This is a genomic window from Agrobacterium vitis, from assembly GCF_013426735.1.
Taxonomy (GTDB): Bacteria; Pseudomonadota; Alphaproteobacteria; order Rhizobiales; family Rhizobiaceae; genus Allorhizobium; species Allorhizobium vitis_D.
In genome coordinates this window covers 3,526,161-3,544,933 of the sequence record NZ_AP023272.1, presented here as the reverse complement: position 1 = coordinate 3,544,933, position 18,773 = coordinate 3,526,161, and the positions used below count along the sequence as shown (strand labels likewise).

Sequence of the window (18,773 nt, the reverse complement as noted above, 5' to 3'; positions counted from 1 at the left end):
CGACGATAAGGGCCGTAAGGTCCGGGAGAAAATGACATGACGATGCCGCTCGCTCATTATCTGAAGGATTTTTCTGCACCGCGGCCAGCGCCGATGGCGGCGGAGCCTGTGAGTTTCAACGATGACGCGTTGATGTTTCCGGATATGCCAATGCTTGAGCTTCCTCAGCCAGATCCGGTCGATGTGGAAAAAGAGCGACAGGATGCCTATGCGGATGGCCACGACGCAGCGGTTAAAGCGGCGGATGAACGTCACGCCGAAGCGCTCAGCATCCTCGAAAAGGCTCATGCCGAAGCGCTTCAGGAACTGACGGACAAGCATCACGCGGAACTGGCACGTGTGATTGCCGAAGGGCTTCAGCAGATCGCCTCGGACCTGTCGCGCATTGTCGGCAGCCAAACAGTCGAGACATTGGCGCCTTTGCTATCGGATATGCTCGTAGACAAGGCCCTGGAGGATATTTCTAGCCTGTTGAAGGCTGCCGTCCTGGAGGGAGCCGCAGGTCAGATCACCGTGACCGGGCCTGCCGCGCTGTTCAAGCAGCTTGCCAACCTGATGGAAGGACAAGACCTGTTGCTGAAACACGTCGAGGCCGATGATCTCGATCTGACGGTCGATGTCGGTGGCGCGGCATTGGTCACCCGGATTTCCGCCTGGACGGCCAGTCTGAAGAAAGTTCTGGCATGAGCGACGCTGAAAATCACCACCACGGCAAGAACGAGATCATCGTTATCAAGCGGCATGGCGGCGGCGATCACGACGGCGCCCATGGCGGCGCCTGGAAGATTGCCTATGCCGACTTCATGACCGCGATGATGGCCTTCTTCCTGGTCATGTGGCTGGTCAACGCCGCCAATGAGAAGACGACTGCTTCAGTTGCGAGCTATTTCAATCCGATCAAGCTGGCCGATGAAAAGCCGACCGAGAAGGGCGTCAAAAAGCCGGTCGATCAGGCTGAGGGCGAGGAAAGCAAGGAACGCTCGAAAATCAAAGCCGAAGAGGAAACGCTCGGCAAGGCGGCGGCAACCGGCGAGGACATGACCTCGACCTCGGGTGATAAGCCTGTCTATTCGGAAGCGGACCTGTTCGAAAATCCCTATTCCGTCCTGGCCGAAATTGCCCAGGAAGTTGGCCAACAGGCCAATGTCAGCGCCAAGGGTGAAGGCGGAGCCAGCGAATCCGGCCCATCCACCGGCGCGTCGGGTGGCGAGGCTTACCGCGACCCGTTCGATCCGGATTTCTGGAGCCAGCAGATGCAGACGGCGCAGGGCAAGCCCGGCAAAGCAAAGCCTGACGAGCAGCAAACCGTGGCCGAGGCGGCGGCAAAGCCCGATCCATTCGCGCAAAAACCGGTCGATCAGCAGGCTTCTGCGGCGGCGGCCGCAGCCGCACCGGATGGAGCGCAGGGCAATCCCCCGTCGATGTCTCAGCCAGCGGCAAAGCCACAGGTCGAAATTGACGGTCAGCAGGTGGCAATTGCTGTTCCCAAGGCGCGACCTGATCCCAAGCAGGTTGCCCGTGAAGAGCAGAATGCATCGGCTGATAGCGATCAGACACAGCAGGCGGACCAGCTTAAGCAGCAGATCGCCTCCGAAATTGGCGGTGTCGCGGGTAAATTGGCCGAGGGGTTGATTGTGCAGCCGGCTGAAGGTGGATTGCTGATAACACTGACCGACCAGTCCCAGGCTCCGATGTTCGATGTTGGCTCCGCCGTGCCTCGCAAGGAAATGGTGTTGGCGATGGAAAAGATCGGCAAGTTGCTGGCGGAGCGCCAGGGTGCCGTGGTTATCAGGGGCCACACCGACGCACGCCAATATAAAGGCCCTGATAACGACAACTGGGGCCTCTCGATGTCACGCGCCCATTCGGCCTATTACATGCTGGTGCGCGGCGGGCTCGCACAAAACCGTATTACCCAGGTGTCCGGCTTTGCCGATCGCCGGCTTTTGAAGCCGGAAGACCCGCTGGCCGCTGCAAACCGACGGATCGAGATCCTTGTTCAGGGAGACCAGAAGTAAGGTGATGACCGCGCGCAGATCCCTGGGTGCCAGATCTGGATTTTCCAGTTTCGCCTTCTATGGCGTGCTGCTGACTCTGGCTGTCGGCAGTCCTGTTGCCTGTGCGGGTCAGGCATATGCGGCAGGACAAACTCCCCCTGCAAGCAACGGGTTGGCTCCGGCTCCTGCTGCTGGCGCAACGGGGCCTGTTGGCAGCGCTGCCGCAGGCGGCGACAGTGATAACCTACCACCTTATCTGATGTTGCGCTCTCTGCAATTTGTGCAGGACTCGGTCGTTCGCGGCGACCATTCAGCTGCGGATATGCAGCGTTTTCTTCTGACCCGGATCGACAAGCGGCTGCGGACGGCTGCGCCTTCGGATTTCGAAGACCCCCGCAATGTCGATGCGGCGCTGATCTACACGATGAGCGGGGGTAATCCGGCGACGCTGGACTATCTCGTTGCCCGCGACGTTGATGGTCATTTCGACAACCGCGTCAGCGATATGTTGAGAAAATACTTGAGTGGTAAAGGTGTGCTGGTGGCAAGCTCGCTTGGCGAGATGGTACCGCTCTATCAGAACGGTCGGGTCGGGCCTTATATCGCGTTGGTGGCTGGGAATGTCACCCTGGTGAAAGATCCGGCTGCGGCCCTTAAATTCTTCGATATCGCCCGCCTTGTTGCGCCCGGCACCATCGTCGAGGAAGCGGCGCTGCGGCGGTCCTTCCAGATCGCCATGGATACCGGCCAGAATGGTCGCGCCATGGCCTATGCCAATCGCTATGTCCGCCGCTTTCTCTATTCGCCCTATGCCAGCCAATTTGCCGATCTGCTGGTGCAATTGGTTGTCGATCATTTCTCGGAGCTGGATAAGAACGATATTCTGGCGACATTGGCGACCATGGATCCGGATCGTCAGCGCGAAGTCTATCTGCGCATTGCGCGTCGCGCGACGATCAACGGCAATCAGGCTTTGGCCAGTCTTGCCTCCAGCCAGGCGCAAAGCCTGGCGGGTCTGCCAGATAAAAACGACCCTCAGGCGCTGCTTTATGGCGGCGCGGCGTTGATTTCGACCACCGACGTCAAAAACGCGCTCAACACGATCTCGCAATTGCCAAAAGATCAACTGTCGGCTTCCGACAACGCCTTGCTGGAAGCGGCCCGGGCCGTCGCGCAGGAGGTTATTACCTTGCCTACCGCGCCGCAAAGCCCATCGGCTTCGCCAAGCACACCACCGCCGTCTGGAGACAATACTGCCCCAGAGAGTGTGGCCAATGTGTCCGATCAGCAGGACCCCGGCGTTCCAGACAAGGCGAATGCAATGCCCGATGCTGGCATTGGCACGGCGCCGGTTACTCCGGCCGCGGCAGATGCAAAGCAGAAGCCTGATCCGGAATTCCAGACATTCATGAGCGGTGGCCGATCTAAACTTGAAGAAATAGATAAAATGTTGAAGGGGGAGGGCGTAACGAAATGATCGATGCCACTATCACAGCAGGTTCTGCCGCTTCGCCAGCCTATAGCAGCAGCCGTTCCGATCAAAGCAAGGGCGCGGGCAAGGGTTTTCTGGACGCTCTGGCCGATACGGCTGACCGTAGCCAAGCGCAGGAGCAAAAGGCAGACGATGACGATGCTCCTGTGGATCAGGACCAGACAAACACCCGTTCGACTGCGGGTTCCTCGTCATCGGCCAAATCAACCACATCCACAGCGACATCTGCTACAGCATATCAGGAGCGTTCGGCTGAGGTGGAGCAGGGGAATGTGGCTGATGATGAAGCCACTGTCGCCAGCGATGACGGCAAGGCACCGTCGCAAACCGTCGGCAATGCGCCGATAGCTGCTGGTGATTCCAGGGCGGCTGCGCTGATTGCCAAGGCTTTGGCGAGCCAGACCAAGACACAAGCCCAAACCCAAACCCAAGCTGAGGGCCAGACGGAAGGGCAAACAGAGACCGCATCTTCCTCCGGGGAGAAGACGGATGAGAGCCGGATGCTCGCAAAGCTTGTTGCGGCCCTGACCCAGCAGGATGATGCCACGACTGAGGCTGCTACTGCTGGCGCAAATGCGGAGGAAGCGCTCGCTGCCGAAACTGACAGCGCTGGAGATGATACCGGCAAGATCGCCATCAAGGGCCGGCAGGAAAACAGTGCGCCTTTGCTCGCGGCCCTGGCAGCCCTCAAGTCGACAGCGACCGATGAGGAAGCCGCTACGGCGGCGGCTCAGTCAGACATGCCGGGGGTTACCAAAAGCCAGACCAAGGACAGTTCCAAGACGGCAAAGCCTGCCGCAGAGGATACAAAAGACACTGCTGCAGAGCCAAAGGCAGCGACAGGTGCCCAGGATGCCTTGACATTATTGGGCGATTTGAGCGCCGGACAATTGCAGCACGCTGCCCGTCAAGCAGGCAGCCAGACAGCCGCCGGGTCGGCCACCAGTAACGGCGATACGGCATTGACCGCCGTCGCCGGCCAGGTTGCGTCGCAGGATGACAAGACGGGTAAGATCGGCCAGGGTACCGCAGCGGTTGATTTTGCCAAGCAGGCCAAGTCCGTCCAGTCGGGGCAGCAGGATGCCGTTTCACCGGCGAGCAAGGAGACGGTCAAGGATAGCAGTGTTGCGGATGCCCTGCATATGGTCACCAGCAGCGATGCCTCGGCGGCGTCGCCTGCCGATGATACCGCAAGCCAGCCAGCAACGACAGGTATCGATCCGTTGCAGAATGTCAGCGTGCTTGACAGCCGACGCATTATTGCCCCGGTCAACACCAGCAATGGCGCCAATATTGCCGCATCCATGGCCGGTGACAGTTCCTGGGCGCAGGCGATGCACAGTCATGCTTCCGATAAGCTCAGCGCCAGCGAACAGATCAGCACCGATCGAACGATGAACACGCTCAAACTGAAGATGACGCCGGAAAATCTTGGGAGTGTCACGGCGACATTGAAGCTGACGAATGGCGAATTGACGGTCAGCCTGGTTGTTGAAAACAGCGCGGCTTATCGAAAGCTGAACGAAGACCAGAACGGTCTTGTAACGGCGCTGAAAAGCCACGGCTTCTCCGTGGACAACGTCCAGATCAGCATAGCCAGCACTGAAAAGCCCAGTAATGACGCCAACCAGACCAATTCCCAGAGCCAGAGCAGCAATCAGCAGAGCATGCAGCAGGGCGGTGGCAGTTCCAGCCAGGGCGGCAACCGCTCACAAGCGCAGCCGATTTTTGATGTCTATGGACAGACATCCGGAGGTCCAGTCGATGATGCGGCACGTTCTGCGACGGTGGGCACCGGCGGCAATGCTTCTGGCGGTAGCGGTCAGCTTTACCTGTAACGAGAGCTACGCTTCGGCTTCAGCGGGATTATGCGAGCGCGAAATTAGCAACGCTGCGGCCAAATACGGGATCCCTGAAGGGATCCTCTATTCGGTCGGCCTTACGGAAACCGGACGCAAAGGGTCACTTCAGCCTTACGCTCTCAATGTCGAGGGCAAGGCGCTGTTCCCCGATTCCATGACAGATGCCATGCAAACCTTCGCGCTCGCCAAGCAACAGGGCGCGAAATTGATCGATATTGGTTGCATGCAGATCAACCACTATTTCCATCACGAGAATTTCCACTCGCTCGAAGAGATGTTCGACCCGAAACGGAACGTCGAATACGCCGCAAAATTCCTGGTCGCGTTGCATGGAAGACACGAAACCTGGACAATGGCAGTGGCGCGCTATCATGCAGGTCCCAACAACGATCCAGCGCAAAAACGCTATGTTTGCAGGGTCATCGCCAATCTCGTTGCAACCGGATACGGCAACTGGACCGCGAATGCGCGGCAATTTTGTCAGCAATAACAACCTGGCACGCCGGAAATGATGGCTTCTCTGTCAGAGATCACAATGCCGTTCTGTCAGCAAAAACAATCTTTGGTTGATTGCCTGCCCCGATCTTGCCCACATTAGTATCGAATAATTTTTTCATGTGCTCGCGGCTTTGCAAGCGTTTTGTTAACCTTTTTCACAGAAAAATAGTATGTGGTTAGCGGCAGTGACACAAGATGTAGGTCAAATCACCTCTAAAATCTTAATCAACTATTAATAACTATCATTAACTTTCTACAGTTGTCGTTTTAGCCCCCGATTCGTACCCATTGTTGTGTTGAAACACCACACTGATTCGGAGGCGGACGAATGATCGTAGTGGTTGATGAGCGCGAGCTCGTTAAGAATGGATACACGTCTTTATTTGGACGTGAAGGAATACCTTCGACCGGGTTTGACCCGATCGAATTTGGTGAATGGGTTGCCTCGGCAGCCGATAGCGATGTTGCAGCCGTGGAAGCGTTTCTGCTTGGTCAGGGAGATCGCACAGGCGATCTGCCTCGGGCCATCAGGGATCGTACGACGGCTCCGGTGATTGCGGTCAGTGACCAGCCATCGTTGGAAGCAACACTTGCCCTGTTTGACAGTGGCGTGGATGACGTGGTGCGTAAGCCGGTCCACCCTCGGGAAATCCTGGCGAGAGCTGCGGCCATTCGGCGGCGCCTGAAGGCTGTGGCCAACTATACGGAAATCGGCGCGATCCGCGTTTATTCGGATGGCCGCGATCCCGAGATCGGTGGAGAGATTTTCCCCTTGCCGCGCCGCGAGCGCCGCATTCTGGAATATCTAGTCGCCAATCGCGGCCGGCGAGTGTCCAAGTCTCAAATCTTCAATGCGATCTACGGCATTTTCGACGAGGAAGTCGAAGAGAACGTGGTCGAAAGCCATATCAGCAAGCTGCGCAAGAAACTGCGCAAGAAGCTTGGTGTCGACCCGGTCGATTCCAAGCGGTTCCTTGGATATTGTATTGATTGGAAATAACAATCTGGCGGCCATGCCGCCAGATTCTCAGGGCCTTGCAGCCAAATGTGCTCTTAAGCGTTTTTTCAAACAGCTTCACGCAAGGCCCACTTCATAATCTTCTCACACGACGATCGAATGGGGACGTGGTATGAGCCTTTCAGGCAGCATGAATACAGCCGTATCCGGTTTGCAGGCCCAGGCCAGCAAGCTGAGCACGGTCGGCGACAACGTCGCAAACTCGGATACGACAGGCTACAAGCGGGTATCAACCGCATTTTCCAGCCTCGTGGTCGGATCTTCCGGCAGCGGCACCTACAATTCCGGTGGTGTACAGACAACCACGGTCAACAGCATTTCCGAGGAAGGCTCCTATCAGTCAACCACATCGGAAACAGATCTGGCGATCAAGGGCGATGGTTATTTCGTGGTTCAGGATGCAGCGGGCAGCGTCTTCCTGACACGGGCAGGTGATTTTCAGGCCGATGACAGTGGGTATATGGTCAATTCGGCCGGCTATACCCTGCTGGGCTATTCCTACGAAAATGGCGAACCGGCCTCTGTTATCAATGGTTTCGAAGGTCTCGAACCCGTTAAGATCCAGGACAGCAGCATCTCGGCCAATGCCACGACCAATGCAGTGATCGACGGTAACCTGAAGTCGGGTTCTGATATCGTGACCAGCGATCTGCCCTCCAGCAATAGCGCTAGCGCGACATGGACCTTCAAGAGTTCCATGGTTGCCTATGACAGTCTTGGTAATGCCAACCAGTATGACATCTACTATACCAAGACCGCCGACAACGAATGGCAGGCGGATATTTTCCGCACTAGCGAGGCAACCGACGAGACCAATTTTCCCTATACCAATGGTGTTCTCGGCAGCACGACACTGACCTTCGATTCCGATGGCGCGGTCTCCAGCGGCGGAACGTTTACCTTCACCGATAGCACGACCAGTTCGCCTCAGACGATCGAGGTGGATATGTCGGACATGACCCAGTTGAATAGCGCCAATTCTTCGACTGGCGACGTCGATGGCAACGGAGCCAGCGCGGCATCCTCCGTCACGGTCAACAGCAACGGTAATATTGTTGCGACCTATCAGGATGGATCGACCGCCAATCTTTACAAGGTGGCACTGGCAACGGTTGCCAGCCCCGACAATATGAAATCGGTCAACGGCACGGCCTATCAGGTCACGGCGGATGCAGGCACGGTCGTGGTTGGTTTTGCCAATACTGGCAGCTTCGGCAGCATCAATTCCAAGACGCTTGAAAGTTCCAATGTCGATCTCGCGACTGAACTGACCAACATGATCCAGTCCCAACGCAGTTATAGCGCCAATTCGAAGGTGTTCCAGACGGCGGCGGATATGCTGGATACGCTGATCAGTCTGAAGCGGTAATCCTATTCTTTTAAAGGCAGTGTCATGTCTCTTTCGTCAACGATGAATACGGCAACAACTTCTCTCGGCAATTCCAGCACCCAGTCGCAGGTTCTGTCGAAGAATATTGCCAACTCCCAGACGGAAGGTTACGTCAAGCGTGACGCTGCCACTATTTCGACCAGCACCGGAGGAGCGCAGGTCGTTACGACCCGCTCCGAAGATGCTGTCTTGCAAAAGCAGATGCTTTCAGGCCAGTCCCAGGCGGAAGGGCAGGATACGCTCAATACCGGTCTGGACCAGTTGAAGGCACTTCTCGGCGGCAACGACTACGAGTCGTCACCCTCGACCTATATCAACAAGCTTCGGGATGCGATGCAATCCTATGCGGCGCAGCCCAGCGAATTGTCCCTGGCGGAAACGGCGGTCAGCGCAGCCCAGGATGTCGCCACCTCGATTAACAGTACTGCCGAGGGTATCAGTAACGTCCGGGCTCAGGCCGACGACGCCATCAAGGACGATGTTAGCAAGCTCAACGATCTTCTGTCGCAGTTTGAGACCGTCAATCAGTCCGTCGTCAAAGCGACGGCAACAGGGAACGATCCAAACGACGCCCTCGACCAGCGCGACAAACTCGTCTCGGATATTTCGAAGATTGTCAGTGTTTCGTCGGTCAAGCGCGATAACAACGACATGGCGCTCTACACCAATGATGGCACCGTGCTGTTCGACAAGCAGCCGAGGACGGTGACATTCGACTCGACCGGCGCTTACGGCGCTTCAACCGAGGGCAACTCGGTTTATATCGACGGCGTTCCCGTCAAGGCTGGTACGGGGGGGAACACCACGGCGGAAGGATCGATCGCCGCCAATCTGCAGATCCGCGATTCGATTGCGCCGCAGATGCAGCAGCAGTTGGATGAGACCTCGCGCTCGCTGATCAAGTTATTTTCGGAAACGGAGCCATCAACTAAAGACAATGACATACCGGGCCTCTTCACATGGGAAGAAGGAACGACGCCGGAAGATGGAACGCTTGTTTCCGGTATTTCGGAATCATTCAAGGTCAACAGTGCTTACGTGACCGCGGATGATGGCGATCCGACCCTTTTGCGCGATGGTGGCGCCAATGGCTCCAATTATACCTGGAATACGACGGAAGGTGTCAGCTATTCGGAATTGCTCGACGACTTTGTCACAGGTTTCGAAGATGACATGGACTTCGATTCATCGGCAGGCCTCGGTGACACCTCCAATGTCCTTGACTATGCCTCGAACTCCGTCGGCTGGCTCGAAAGCTATCGTTCGACGGCGGATTCAGCCAATGAAACCAAATCCGCTTTGTCGCAGCGGGCCACGGAAGCCTATCAGAACAAGACCGGCGTCAATCTCGATGAAGAATTGTCGAAGATGCTCGATATCGAGCAATCCTATAAGGCTTCGACCAAGCTGATGAACGCTGTCGATGAGATGCTGAAATCCCTCTTGGAGATCGCATAAGCCATGAAGACATCGAGCATATCCAGTCTTACCATCCAGAACGCCATGCGTCTCACGATCAGTGATGCGCAAAAGCAGATGTCGGATGCTCAGACAGAAGTGACGACCGGCAAATACGCAGATGTCGGAACAGAACTGGGCGCCAAGACCTCTTCGGCCGTGGATCTCAATCGGGATTCTCTGCGCTTGCAGTCACTGATGGACACCAATTCCATCGTTTCGACCCGTCTTGATGCATCTCAGACGGCGTTGGATACGATTGCATCGGCAGCAACGACAATGCAATCGACGCTGGTTGGTCTTGGTACCAGCACTGACAGTACGACGCTGGACTCAGCGCAAAAGACCATGAAAAGCGCGATGGACAGTTTCATTGACGCGGCAAATACCTCTGTGAACGGTGAATATCTGTTTTCTGGCATCAATACCGATGTGAAGCCGATCACCGATTACTATTATATCGATGACGACGGCAATGAAACGGACGCCAAGCAGAATTTCGACAATCTGTTTTCCGGATATTTCGGCATGTCGCCTGACGATGATGGCGTCAGTGGCATCAGCGCTGACCAGATGGACGATTTCATGGAGAACGTCCTTGAGCCATCCTTTGACGGGGCGGACTGGACGGACAATTGGTCGGCGGCCACCGATGAGACAATGACGAGCCGGATCAGCAAAAACGAAGTTATTCAAAGCTCATCCAGCGCCAACTCCGATGGCTTCCGCTATACGGGCCTTGTTTCGGTGATCGGCAGCGAAATGCTGAATGGCAATTACTCGACCGAAACCCGCAATGCGATGATCTCCAAGGCGATCGAATATTCCGGTCTTGCCGTTTCCGGCATCAATGACGAGCGCACACAATTGGGCCTTTCTCAGGAACGGGTCACCAATGCAAACGATTCCTTAACGTCCCAGAAGGACATTATTGAAAACCAAATAAGCGATTTGACCGGTGTGGATGCCTATGAAGCATCGACCCGTTTGAACAACCTGCAATCCTTGGTCGAGACATCATACACCTTGACCGCACGCTTGCAGAAGCTCAGCCTTGTGGATTACCTTTGATGATCAAGGGTGGGGTGGAGTAGAGGAAATCTAGATGTACCAGTTTTCCTACAATGAGATTATGGAGGATGGGGTTGCCGACGCTAAGGAGCGTGAGCGCCAGGTTCTCGACAGATCGATAGACTTGCTGAGCCAGGCCAGGACTGCCGGAAAATACGGCCGTGAAGGCATCGAGGCTCTGTACTACACGCGCCGCGTCTGGATCCGCTTCATTGAGGATCTCAAGCAGCCGGACAACCAGCTTGGCACGGAACTTCGAGCCAATCTCATTTCAATTGCCCTTTGGATATTGAAGGAATGTGACCGCATCAGAAAGCGGGAATCCGACAATTACCAAGGCATAATCGATGTAACCACCATCATCAGGGATGGACTTAAATGAAGAGCACCTTGCGAATCTCGCTGAAATCCGGGGAACGAATCTTTATCAATGGTGCCGTTTTGCGCGTCGATCGGAAGGTTGCCCTGGAATTCTTGAACGATGTGACATTTCTGCTGGAAAACCACGTGCTCCAGCCGGAAGACGCCAATACCCCACTACGCCAGCTCTATTTCATTGCCCAGATGATTCTCATCAATCCGGAAGGCAAGGAACAGACGTTGACCATGTTCCGCAAGTCGATCGTGATGTTGCTGTCCTGCTTCCAGGATGACGAGATCCTGGCCGAACTGAAGCGGATCGACGCCCAGGTCGTTTCAGGACGCGCCTTCGATGCATTGAAGGCCATTCGCGGTCTTTATCCGCTTGAGGATAGAATCCTGAACAACCAGGAAATGGCACCGGCAACGATCGAACAGATCCGCAAGGAGATTGCGCCATGGCGGTAGACGCAACGACTTCAGCGACATCAACGAGTTCCTCGTCCTCTTCGAGTTCGGCGACTTATACCAATCCGTTTGCCAACGCATCGGCCAACTCGGACGCGGCAGACGCATCCATGGACTATAACAGCTTCCTTCAGCTTCTGATCGCGCAGTTGCAGAATCAGGACCCGACGGATCCGATGTCTGCCACGGAGCAGGTGTCTCAGCTTGCAACCTATTCGCAGGTCGAGCAATCCATCAAGACCAATACCTTGCTGCGCAGCATGTTGCAGGCGGAAGCCTTGACGCGGGCTGGCGATATCGTCGGCAAGACGGTAACAAGCTCGGACGGCGAAACGACGGGTGTTGTCTCCAACGTCAAGGTTGCCGACGACGCCGTGACACTCACCACCAGCAGCGGCGGCACAGTAGAGCTGCAGACCGGCGTCAACTTCTCGAGCGGCTCCTGATCGGTCATTTCCATTCCGCCGTAACCGGTCGAGATGGAAAATGCAAAAGGCTTTAACGACTGTGAAATTCCTCAAATCGATTGGGATTTGAGGAATTTTGCTTTATCAATTGAGTCGTGTCAGGTGGCATGATGCCGCTGGAGGAATGCCGATGAATGAAGCAGATGCCCTTGATATCATGCGCGCCGCTGTATGGACCGTGCTGATTGCTTCGGGGCCAGCCGTTCTGGCCGCGATGATTGTCGGCGTCGTGGTCGCCTTGATCCAGGCATTGACCCAGATCCAGGAAATGACCCTGACATTCGTCCCGAAAATCGTTGCGATCATGGTGACGATCGGTATTTCTGCTCCCTTTGTCGGTTCTCAAATTTCGATTTTTGCCAATCTGGTGTTTTCCCGGGTCCAATCCGGGTTTTAAATCACTGTGCAGCCGTTCGTCCTGAGATAAGGGCATCCTCGCGCAAGCTTTGTCCGCTAGTCCTGTCGCCATAATGGCGGATTCTCGTTCCGCCAGCCTTCTCATGAAGAGATGGAACAGGACATGGCGCAAGCACCGACGACCTCACTTCCGACAATTGCCAATAATCGCGGCCGAGAAATCGGCTTTGCCATGGGCATTGTCGCTATTCTCTGCATTCTCTTTCTGCCGATCCCACCCTTTCTGATCGATATGGGGCTGGCGTTTTCCATTGCCCTTTCCGTTCTGATCCTGATGGTATCACTCTGGATACAACGGCCGCTGGATTTCTCCTCTTTCCCGACCATTCTGCTGATTTCGACCATGGTGCGCCTGTCGCTGAATATCGCGACGACACGGGTTATCCTGTCGCATGGTCATCAGGGTCACGATGCGGCCGGCAGTGTCATTGCCGGCTTTGCCAACCTGGTCATGTCCGGCGATTTCGTGATCGGTCTGATCGTGTTTGCGATCCTGGTCACCGTCAACTTCATCGTCATCACCAAGGGTGCCACCCGTATCGCGGAAGTGGGCGCCCGCTTCACGCTGGATGCCATTCCCGGCAAGCAGATGGCGATCGATGCCGATCTCTCGGCGGGGATTATCGAGGAAAGCGAAGCTCAACGCCGGCGCAAGGAACTGGAGCAGGAAAGCTCCTTCTTCGGCGCGATGGACGGTGCCTCGAAATTCGTGCGCGGCGATGCGGTCGCTGGTCTGATCATCACCGCCATCAATATCGTCGGTGGCATTATCATCGGTTACTTCCGCCATGGCATGCCCATCAGCGAAGCAGCCGATGTGTTCGTCAAGCTCTCGGTGGGCGATGGTCTGGTCTCGCAGATCCCCGCTCTGATCGTCTCGCTCGCCGCCGGCCTGCTCGTCACCCGTGGCGGCAATGCCGGGTCCACCGACGAAGCGGTCATCAACCAGTTGAGCGGCTATCCGCGTGCATTGTCGGTCGCTTCTGGCCTGATGTTCCTTCTGGCGATCATTCCGGGCTTGCCATTGCTGCCCTTCGTGATCCTGGGTGGTCTCATGGCGTTCGGCAGCTGGTACATTCCCCGCCAGGTGGAAGCCGTGAACCTTGCCAAGCGCCAGGTCGAGGAAAAGAAGGTTATTCAGAACAAGGAAGCCGAAAAGGATTCGGTCAAGAGCGTGCTGAAAACCTCCGAGATCGAACTGGCGCTCGGCAAGCTGGTTTCGACCCGCCTGCTTGGCTCGCATCAGGAACTGGCTTTCCGCGTCGGCAAGATGCGCAAGAAATTCGCCAGCCAATACGGTTTTGTCGTGCCTGAAATCAAGGTGACGGACGATATCGCCATCCCGGACAAGTCCTATCATATTCGGGTCCATGGCACGACCATCGCCTCGAACCTGTTGCGGGTTGGCGAAGTGCTTGTTGTCACCGGCAATGGTCGCAAGCCGCGCATTCCGGGCGATGAGATTCGCGAACCCGCCTTTGGCATGCCAGCCGTCTCGATCATGGAAGCCTTTACCGAAGACTTGAAGCGCGAAGGCTTTCATCCGATCGACAATGTCTCTGTCGTGCTAACCCATTTGAGCGAGGTTATCCGCAACAATCTGCCTCAGCTCTTGTCCTATAAGGACGTGAAAATCCTGATCGATCGGCTCGATCCTGAATATAAGAAGCTGGCAGACGAAATCTGCTCCTCGCATATGTCCTATTCAGGCTTGCAAGCCGTGTTGAAACTGTTGTTGGCCGAACGGGTGTCGATCCGTAACCTGCATCTGATCCTCGAGGCTGTGGCCGAACTGGCGCCGCATGTGCGCAAGACCGAGCAGATCGTTGAACATGTGCGTGTGCGCATGGCTCAGCAATTGTGCGGCGATCTGACCGACAATGGCGTGCTGCGGGTTCTGCGATTGGGCAGCAAATGGGATCTGGTCTTCCATCAGGCCCTGAAGCGCGACAACAAGGGTGAGGTTGTCGAATTCGATATCGACCCGCGTTCGCTGGAAGAGTTCAGCGAGCAGGCAAGCCGGGTTATCCGTGAATTCATGGACCGCGGCCTGCCTTTCGTGCTTGTCACGTCGCCGGAAACGCGGTCTTATGTGCGCATGATTATTGAACGCTTGTTTGCAACCCTGCCGGTGCTGTCACATGTCGAATTGGCCAAAGGCATCGAAATCAAGATCCTGGGATCGATTTCATGATCACTGATCCGCAAGGATCGGTACTGGCGCTGTTTCTGGTGTTTTGCCGTATCGGTTCCTGTTTCATGACCATGCCGGGTTTTGCGTCCTCGCGCATTCCCACCCAGATCCGCCTGTTGCTCGCGGTCGCGGTCTCCATGGCCTGCACGCCGCTTGTGTGGGATACCGTGTATCCCAAGGTGAGCAGCGGCGGTTCGATTTTTGTCGCGTTGATCTTTACGGAAACGCTGATCGGCGCCGTCTTTGGGCTGATTACCCGATTTTTCACGCTTGGCCTGCAATTTGCCGGTGCTATCTTGACGATGATGATCGGTTTCAACAGCACGGCCACGGCGGATGTTCTGGAAGACGGTGCCGAAAACCAGATGACCAACATGATCAGCTTTTGCGGGCTGATGATGCTGTTCATGATGGATTTTCACCATGTCGTCTTCCGGGCGCTGATAGACAGCTATACGGTTATGCCGATGGGCGGCGTGCCGGATACCCAGAAGATGCTGATAACGCTGACGGATACCGCCTCGCGGACCTATATGCTGATGCTGCGGCTTTCCAGCCCCTTCATCATCTATGGCCTGATGTTCAATCTCGGGGTCGGCCTGGTCAACAAGCTGGCACCGCAGATCCCGGTCTACTACATATCCACCCCCTATCTTATCACGGGGGGAATGCTGCTGGTTTATTGGTCGATCGGGGTGATGATGCGCCAGTTCGCCGACGCTTTCATACCGATCTTCCTGGGGCATTGACATGAGGGGCAACTGACATGACAGAGCCAGGGATGAGTGCGATGCTCTCGATGAGGCCGTGTCATGGGACCCGATAAGAAATCCAAGAAATTGAAGCGGCTGGTGGCCGTGCAGCGGCATTTGGAAAAGATCGCCGAATACGATCTCGTCGAGACCGCGCGCCAGCGCCAGGAAATTGCCGCTGGCCTCGAACGGGTGATCGAGGCGCTGGGGTCGATGGACCCGGTGCATAGGCTGTTTGCCCAATCCTATGCAGACCGCTTCGATCGGCTTTCGGGCGATGACCGGCGCATGGCCGATGTGCAGCGGGTGCAGGAAAACAAGGTTTTGCGCCAGCGCACCAAGGCGGAACGGCTGCAAGACAAGATGCTCGAGGCGCGCGGACACGAGGATCGCGAGGCCGAAGACGAAACGCTTCAGGATCTGATCGACCTGACATTTGCCACACCAGCCTCCAGCAAGCTTCACGAGAGATAGTGGTTCCAGTTGATTTTCAGGGAACGAACACCGTGGCTATTTCTCCTCCAAGCGATCTTGTTATGGATGTTGTGCGGGCGGCCGAACCGTCTGCCATGGCAGAGGCCCAGCAAAGGCTGCAATCGGCACGCGCCAGTGTCCAGGCCGCTAGCCTGAACGAAAAAAGCGCCGGTTTCGAAGTGGCGATGAACACTTTGAACGACGGCGCTTCCACCAAGGCGGGGCTGGCCAATCGCGCCACCAATACGATCAAGGCGAGCGATATTCCCAAGCCTTACCGGCAATATGAAGGTATCGTGTTGCAGAATTTCATTTCCAACATGCTGCCCAAGGATAGTGAAGCTGTTTTTGGCAAGGGCAATGCTGGTGAAATCTGGAAAAGCATGATGGCCGAGCAGATCGGCAATACCATTTCCGAGCGTGGTGGCGTTGGTATTGCCAAGCAGATGTATGCCGATGAAATGGCAAAACTGCGCAACAAGGGCGCCCAGAACGCCACGACAGACCCCGCTCAGCAGAACATGGCGCAGATGCGGCTTGACGAGATCGAGCGCAAGTCACTCGGCCTTTCGGGTTCCGAAGAGGCAACTGACACGGTAAAGGCGCCCTTCTCTGGCGCAGCCACAGTCTGATCTTATCGCCGTGAGGCACACAGTTTGTAGCAGTGCATGATTATCCCACATCCCTTGGGGTGCCTGCCTACCGACTGGGCTCAGCATAAAAATATGCGCAGATTAAAAGTGACATCAGCCCCAGCGCCACAACGCAGGCGCTTGGCGGTCGGAATTCAAGGAACAGATTTTTCATGGAACATGTGTCCAACGACTACCGGATCAAGACCGTTCTCGGTCGTCTCGAAATGATTGTCGACAACGAAAATCATCGAATCGGCAATGATCCGCAGTTTGATTTCAAGGTCTCGAACGCCCACAAAAGCCGGTGCCTTTACGAACTGACAATGTTGTTTCGCGATACCGATCCCAAGGAAATTGCCATCAATTATGTCGAGCAGATGCATGGGCTGAAGAAAAAGCTGGCCTTGAACGCAAGACGGGTCGAGGCGCATCTGGATGCTGTGCGCGCGGTGGCCGATATTCTGCGTAGCGCCGTTCAGGATGCCGATAATGATGGTACCTATTCCCAGGAACAGTTTCTCTACAGAGAAAATTAATGGTCAAGATTGTCATTGCCGGCGTATGGGCCTGCATCGTCGCTCTCGTCGCCGTCTACTTTTCCATCCAGGTGGCCACCGCGCCACCACCGGTCGAAGAGGTCAAGGCACCGCCGACTGAAGTGGTGCGCGGAGAAGCCATCACTGTGCCATTTCTTGAGAATGGTAAGGTGAAAGGCTATTTCATTGGCCGGTTCTCCTTCATGGTTGACAAGGAAAAAGCTGGCGCCATGCAAATGCCGATGACGGCGCTGATGACGGACCAATTGTTTACCCTGCTGGTCGGCAACTCAATGGTTGATCTGTCGAAATCGACCAAGCTCGATGTTGACGGTTTCAAGCAGGCCATCAAGACCGGCATCAACAAACGCCTCGGCAGCGATGTCATCAATGACGTGCTGATCGAGCAGTTGGACTTCCTCGGCAAGGACGATATCCGCGAAGGTGGTGGCGGCAAGCCGAAGCTGCTGCCAGCGGTCAAGATCGTTGAAGGACAAAAGGTACCGGAAGGGGCGGCGCCTGCTGAATAAGCGGGTCGGGCAAGCGGCCCGAGCAAGCGAAGTGGCTGGAGCGATCGCGGTAAACGAAGTATAAACGAAAAGCCTGTATTTCTAGCGGGCTACTTAAGTCGGATTTTATGCCTGCCTGTTATTCTGCGCATGGTTTCAATCTGGCTTGTCATGTTTATGAACACTGTTACCACGCGCAAAGCCCCCGTCGCAGATGCTGATGAGCAGATCAGCACGGCGCGCCTTATTCATAGGGTTCGCCAGGATCTGGCTGGAGACTGGGGTCGCCTCCATCATGATGATGAGTTCCACCCGATGAACCTGATTTCAACAGCAGAGCAGATTGCCCCGAAAAAGATCCTGTTCGGCATGCCGATCTTTGATCTCTCCTGGGTTTCAGGCCTCAGCCTGATCGCCCAATATGCGGCAACGCCGGGTGCGCATGCGCAGGTCTCCTTCCTTAATGCCAATAATATCAATATTATGCTCAAGGACGCCGCCTATCGCGATGTCCTTAAAGGACATATCGTCCTGCCGGATGGGATCGGTATGGACCTGGCGGCGAGCATCATTGACGGCGAGCCCTTTGCGGCCAATCTGAACGGTACGGATTTCGTGCCTGCCCTTTTTACCTATATGGAAGAGCCGCGTCGCATCGGTCTGATCGGCGCAAAGCCCGGTGTGCTGGCAGGTGCTGTCGCCCGTTTCCGCAAACATGCGCCATGGCACGAATTCGTACCGGTGGCCGACGGCTTTTTCGACAACGAGGAGCTGCCGATCATTCTCGAACGGCTTGAGGACGCCAAGATCGACGTGTTGCTGGTCGGCATGGGCACCCCCTTGCAGGAAAAATGGATTGCCCAGCATATCAAGCCGCAGCATGCGCGCGTGGTATTCGGCGTCGGCGCTCTGTTCGATTTTGTCTCCGGCACCATGCCACGCGCGCCTTACTGGATGCGCAAGATCCGCTGTGAATGGCTCTACCGTTTGACGCGGGAGCCGAGCCGGTTGTGGCGGCGCTATCTGATCGGCATTCCGGTCTTCCTCTTGCATGTGCTACGCTTCAAGCTGTCGGCTCGCCGCGACAAGGCGGACGCGCAACAATAGCGGCCCCTCAACCCGCCTTCACCGATCACGATGATTTTTTAACGCCAGCCCGTGTTTTTGCGTTTGAA

At 55.9% G+C, this 18,773-nt stretch carries 20 protein-coding genes; all 20 read left to right on the top strand.

Going from position 1 to position 18,773, the window contains the following annotated elements; genetic code table 11:
- The first annotated feature begins 36 nt into the window (after window positions 1-36).
- The 20 genes from H1Y61_RS16520 (at window position 37) to H1Y61_RS16425 (ending at window position 18,705) form a co-directional block, all read left to right on the top strand.
- On the top strand, window positions 37-687 hold the full coding sequence (locus tag H1Y61_RS16520; RefSeq protein WP_180573236.1) for a flotillin family protein: 651 nt from the start codon (window positions 37-39) through the stop codon (window positions 685-687).
- Entirely contained in the window at window positions 684-2,018 is a 1,335-nt protein-coding gene (locus tag H1Y61_RS16515; RefSeq protein ID WP_180573235.1) for a MotB family protein, read from the top strand. Before H1Y61_RS16520 ends, H1Y61_RS16515 begins: the two co-directional genes overlap by 4 nt.
- A gap of 4 nt (window positions 2,019-2,022) precedes the next feature.
- On the top strand, window positions 2,023-3,474 hold the full coding sequence (gene motC, locus H1Y61_RS16510; RefSeq protein WP_180573234.1) for a chemotaxis protein MotC: 1,452 nt from the start codon (window positions 2,023-2,025) through the stop codon (window positions 3,472-3,474).
- Window positions 3,471-5,327, top strand: coding sequence for a flagellar hook-length control protein FliK (gene fliK, locus H1Y61_RS16505; protein WP_180573233.1), 1,857 nt, complete (start codon window positions 3,471-3,473; stop codon window positions 5,325-5,327). The genes motC and fliK overlap by 4 nt, the downstream gene beginning before the upstream one ends.
- Window positions 5,293-5,841 (top strand): transglycosylase SLT domain-containing protein, encoded by a 549-nt coding sequence (locus tag H1Y61_RS16500; RefSeq protein ID WP_174110025.1) that lies wholly within the window; start codon window positions 5,293-5,295, stop codon window positions 5,839-5,841. Before fliK ends, H1Y61_RS16500 begins: the two co-directional genes overlap by 35 nt.
- 336 nt (window positions 5,842-6,177) lie before the next feature.
- Window positions 6,178-6,849, top strand: coding sequence for a transcriptional activator Rem (gene rem, locus H1Y61_RS16495; RefSeq protein ID WP_015914964.1), 672 nt, complete (start codon window positions 6,178-6,180; stop codon window positions 6,847-6,849).
- Window positions 6,850-6,979: 130 nt separating this feature from the next.
- Window positions 6,980-8,236 carry a flagellar hook protein FlgE gene (locus H1Y61_RS16490; protein ID WP_174110027.1) on the top strand — a complete coding sequence of 419 codons (1,257 nt, stop codon included), beginning with the start codon at window positions 6,980-6,982 and terminating at the stop codon, window positions 8,234-8,236.
- A 24-nt stretch (window positions 8,237-8,260) separates the two neighbouring features.
- On the top strand, window positions 8,261-9,715 hold the full coding sequence (flgK, locus tag H1Y61_RS16485; RefSeq protein ID WP_174110029.1) for a flagellar hook-associated protein FlgK: 1,455 nt from the start codon (window positions 8,261-8,263) through the stop codon (window positions 9,713-9,715).
- Window positions 9,716-9,718: 3 nt separating this feature from the next.
- Window positions 9,719-10,786: a flagellar hook-associated family protein gene (locus tag H1Y61_RS16480; protein ID WP_015914967.1), complete on the top strand. Its 1,068-nt coding sequence runs from the start codon at window positions 9,719-9,721 to the stop codon at window positions 10,784-10,786.
- Between the two features lie 34 nt (window positions 10,787-10,820).
- On the top strand, window positions 10,821-11,168 hold the full coding sequence (flaF, locus tag H1Y61_RS16475) for a flagellar biosynthesis regulator FlaF (protein ID WP_060716418.1): 348 nt from the start codon (window positions 10,821-10,823) through the stop codon (window positions 11,166-11,168).
- The gene (gene flbT, locus H1Y61_RS16470; protein WP_015914969.1) at window positions 11,165-11,614 is read left to right on the top strand and encodes a flagellar biosynthesis repressor FlbT; all 450 of its coding nucleotides are present in this window, start codon (window positions 11,165-11,167) and stop codon (window positions 11,612-11,614) included. Before flaF ends, flbT begins: the two co-directional genes overlap by 4 nt.
- On the top strand, window positions 11,605-12,060 hold the full coding sequence (gene flgD / locus H1Y61_RS16465) for a flagellar hook assembly protein FlgD (RefSeq protein ID WP_015914970.1): 456 nt from the start codon (window positions 11,605-11,607) through the stop codon (window positions 12,058-12,060). The genes flbT and flgD overlap by 10 nt, the downstream gene beginning before the upstream one ends.
- A 151-nt stretch (window positions 12,061-12,211) precedes the next feature.
- Complete coding sequence (gene fliQ, locus H1Y61_RS16460) at window positions 12,212-12,478, top strand: flagellar biosynthesis protein FliQ (protein ID WP_015914971.1); 267 nt, start codon at window positions 12,212-12,214, stop codon at window positions 12,476-12,478.
- Between the two features lie 123 nt (window positions 12,479-12,601).
- On the top strand, window positions 12,602-14,692 hold the full coding sequence (gene flhA / locus H1Y61_RS16455; protein ID WP_015914972.1) for a flagellar biosynthesis protein FlhA: 2,091 nt from the start codon (window positions 12,602-12,604) through the stop codon (window positions 14,690-14,692).
- Entirely contained in the window at window positions 14,689-15,441 is a 753-nt protein-coding gene (gene fliR, locus H1Y61_RS16450; protein ID WP_015914973.1) for a flagellar biosynthetic protein FliR, read from the top strand. The genes flhA and fliR overlap by 4 nt, the downstream gene beginning before the upstream one ends.
- Before the next feature lie 63 nt (window positions 15,442-15,504).
- Window positions 15,505-15,918: a hypothetical protein gene (locus H1Y61_RS16445; protein WP_070151679.1), complete on the top strand. Its 414-nt coding sequence runs from the start codon at window positions 15,505-15,507 to the stop codon at window positions 15,916-15,918.
- Window positions 15,919-15,950: 32 nt separating this feature from the next.
- Window positions 15,951-16,550 carry a rod-binding protein gene (locus tag H1Y61_RS16440; protein WP_041697512.1) on the top strand — a complete coding sequence of 200 codons (600 nt, stop codon included), beginning with the start codon at window positions 15,951-15,953 and terminating at the stop codon, window positions 16,548-16,550.
- Between the two features lie 173 nt (window positions 16,551-16,723).
- A complete protein-coding gene (locus H1Y61_RS16435; protein ID WP_015914976.1) occupies window positions 16,724-17,089 on the top strand; it encodes a hypothetical protein in 366 nt (121 codons plus the stop codon).
- Complete coding sequence (locus tag H1Y61_RS16430; protein WP_174110034.1) at window positions 17,089-17,619, top strand: flagellar basal body-associated FliL family protein; 531 nt, start codon at window positions 17,089-17,091, stop codon at window positions 17,617-17,619. The genes H1Y61_RS16435 and H1Y61_RS16430 overlap by 1 nt, the downstream gene beginning before the upstream one ends.
- Window positions 17,620-17,775: 156 nt before the next feature.
- Window positions 17,776-18,705, top strand: coding sequence for a WecB/TagA/CpsF family glycosyltransferase (locus H1Y61_RS16425; RefSeq protein WP_234903247.1), 930 nt, complete (start codon window positions 17,776-17,778; stop codon window positions 18,703-18,705).
- Window positions 18,706-18,773: the final 68 nt, after the last annotated feature.

What these genes read in the sequence shown, in the direction of transcription:
- H1Y61_RS16520 (WP_180573236.1), top strand. Translation starts at nt 37, where the DNA reads ATGACGATGCCGCTCGCTCATTATCTGAAGGATTTTTCTGCACCGCGG.
- H1Y61_RS16515 (WP_180573235.1), top strand. Translation starts at nt 684, where the DNA reads ATGAGCGACGCTGAAAATCACCACCACGGCAAGAACGAGATCATCGTT.
- motC (WP_180573234.1), top strand. Translation starts at nt 2,023, where the DNA reads ATGACCGCGCGCAGATCCCTGGGTGCCAGATCTGGATTTTCCAGTTTC.
- fliK (WP_180573233.1), top strand. Translation starts at nt 3,471, where the DNA reads ATGATCGATGCCACTATCACAGCAGGTTCTGCCGCTTCGCCAGCCTAT.
- H1Y61_RS16500 (WP_174110025.1), top strand. Translation starts at nt 5,293, where the DNA reads ATGCTTCTGGCGGTAGCGGTCAGCTTTACCTGTAACGAGAGCTACGCT.
- rem (WP_015914964.1), top strand. Translation starts at nt 6,178, where the DNA reads ATGATCGTAGTGGTTGATGAGCGCGAGCTCGTTAAGAATGGATACACG.
- H1Y61_RS16490 (WP_174110027.1), top strand. Translation starts at nt 6,980, where the DNA reads ATGAGCCTTTCAGGCAGCATGAATACAGCCGTATCCGGTTTGCAGGCC.
- flgK (WP_174110029.1), top strand. Translation starts at nt 8,261, where the DNA reads ATGTCTCTTTCGTCAACGATGAATACGGCAACAACTTCTCTCGGCAAT.
- H1Y61_RS16480 (WP_015914967.1), top strand. Translation starts at nt 9,719, where the DNA reads ATGAAGACATCGAGCATATCCAGTCTTACCATCCAGAACGCCATGCGT.
- flaF (WP_060716418.1), top strand. Translation starts at nt 10,821, where the DNA reads ATGTACCAGTTTTCCTACAATGAGATTATGGAGGATGGGGTTGCCGAC.
- flbT (WP_015914969.1), top strand. Translation starts at nt 11,165, where the DNA reads ATGAAGAGCACCTTGCGAATCTCGCTGAAATCCGGGGAACGAATCTTT.
- flgD (WP_015914970.1), top strand. Translation starts at nt 11,605, where the DNA reads ATGGCGGTAGACGCAACGACTTCAGCGACATCAACGAGTTCCTCGTCC.
- fliQ (WP_015914971.1), top strand. Translation starts at nt 12,212, where the DNA reads ATGAATGAAGCAGATGCCCTTGATATCATGCGCGCCGCTGTATGGACC.
- flhA (WP_015914972.1), top strand. Translation starts at nt 12,602, where the DNA reads ATGGCGCAAGCACCGACGACCTCACTTCCGACAATTGCCAATAATCGC.
- fliR (WP_015914973.1), top strand. Translation starts at nt 14,689, where the DNA reads ATGATCACTGATCCGCAAGGATCGGTACTGGCGCTGTTTCTGGTGTTT.
- H1Y61_RS16445 (WP_070151679.1), top strand. Translation starts at nt 15,505, where the DNA reads ATGGGACCCGATAAGAAATCCAAGAAATTGAAGCGGCTGGTGGCCGTG.
- H1Y61_RS16435 (WP_015914976.1), top strand. Translation starts at nt 16,724, where the DNA reads ATGGAACATGTGTCCAACGACTACCGGATCAAGACCGTTCTCGGTCGT.
- H1Y61_RS16430 (WP_174110034.1), top strand. Translation starts at nt 17,089, where the DNA reads ATGGTCAAGATTGTCATTGCCGGCGTATGGGCCTGCATCGTCGCTCTC.
- H1Y61_RS16425 (WP_234903247.1), top strand. Translation starts at nt 17,776, where the DNA reads ATGAACACTGTTACCACGCGCAAAGCCCCCGTCGCAGATGCTGATGAG.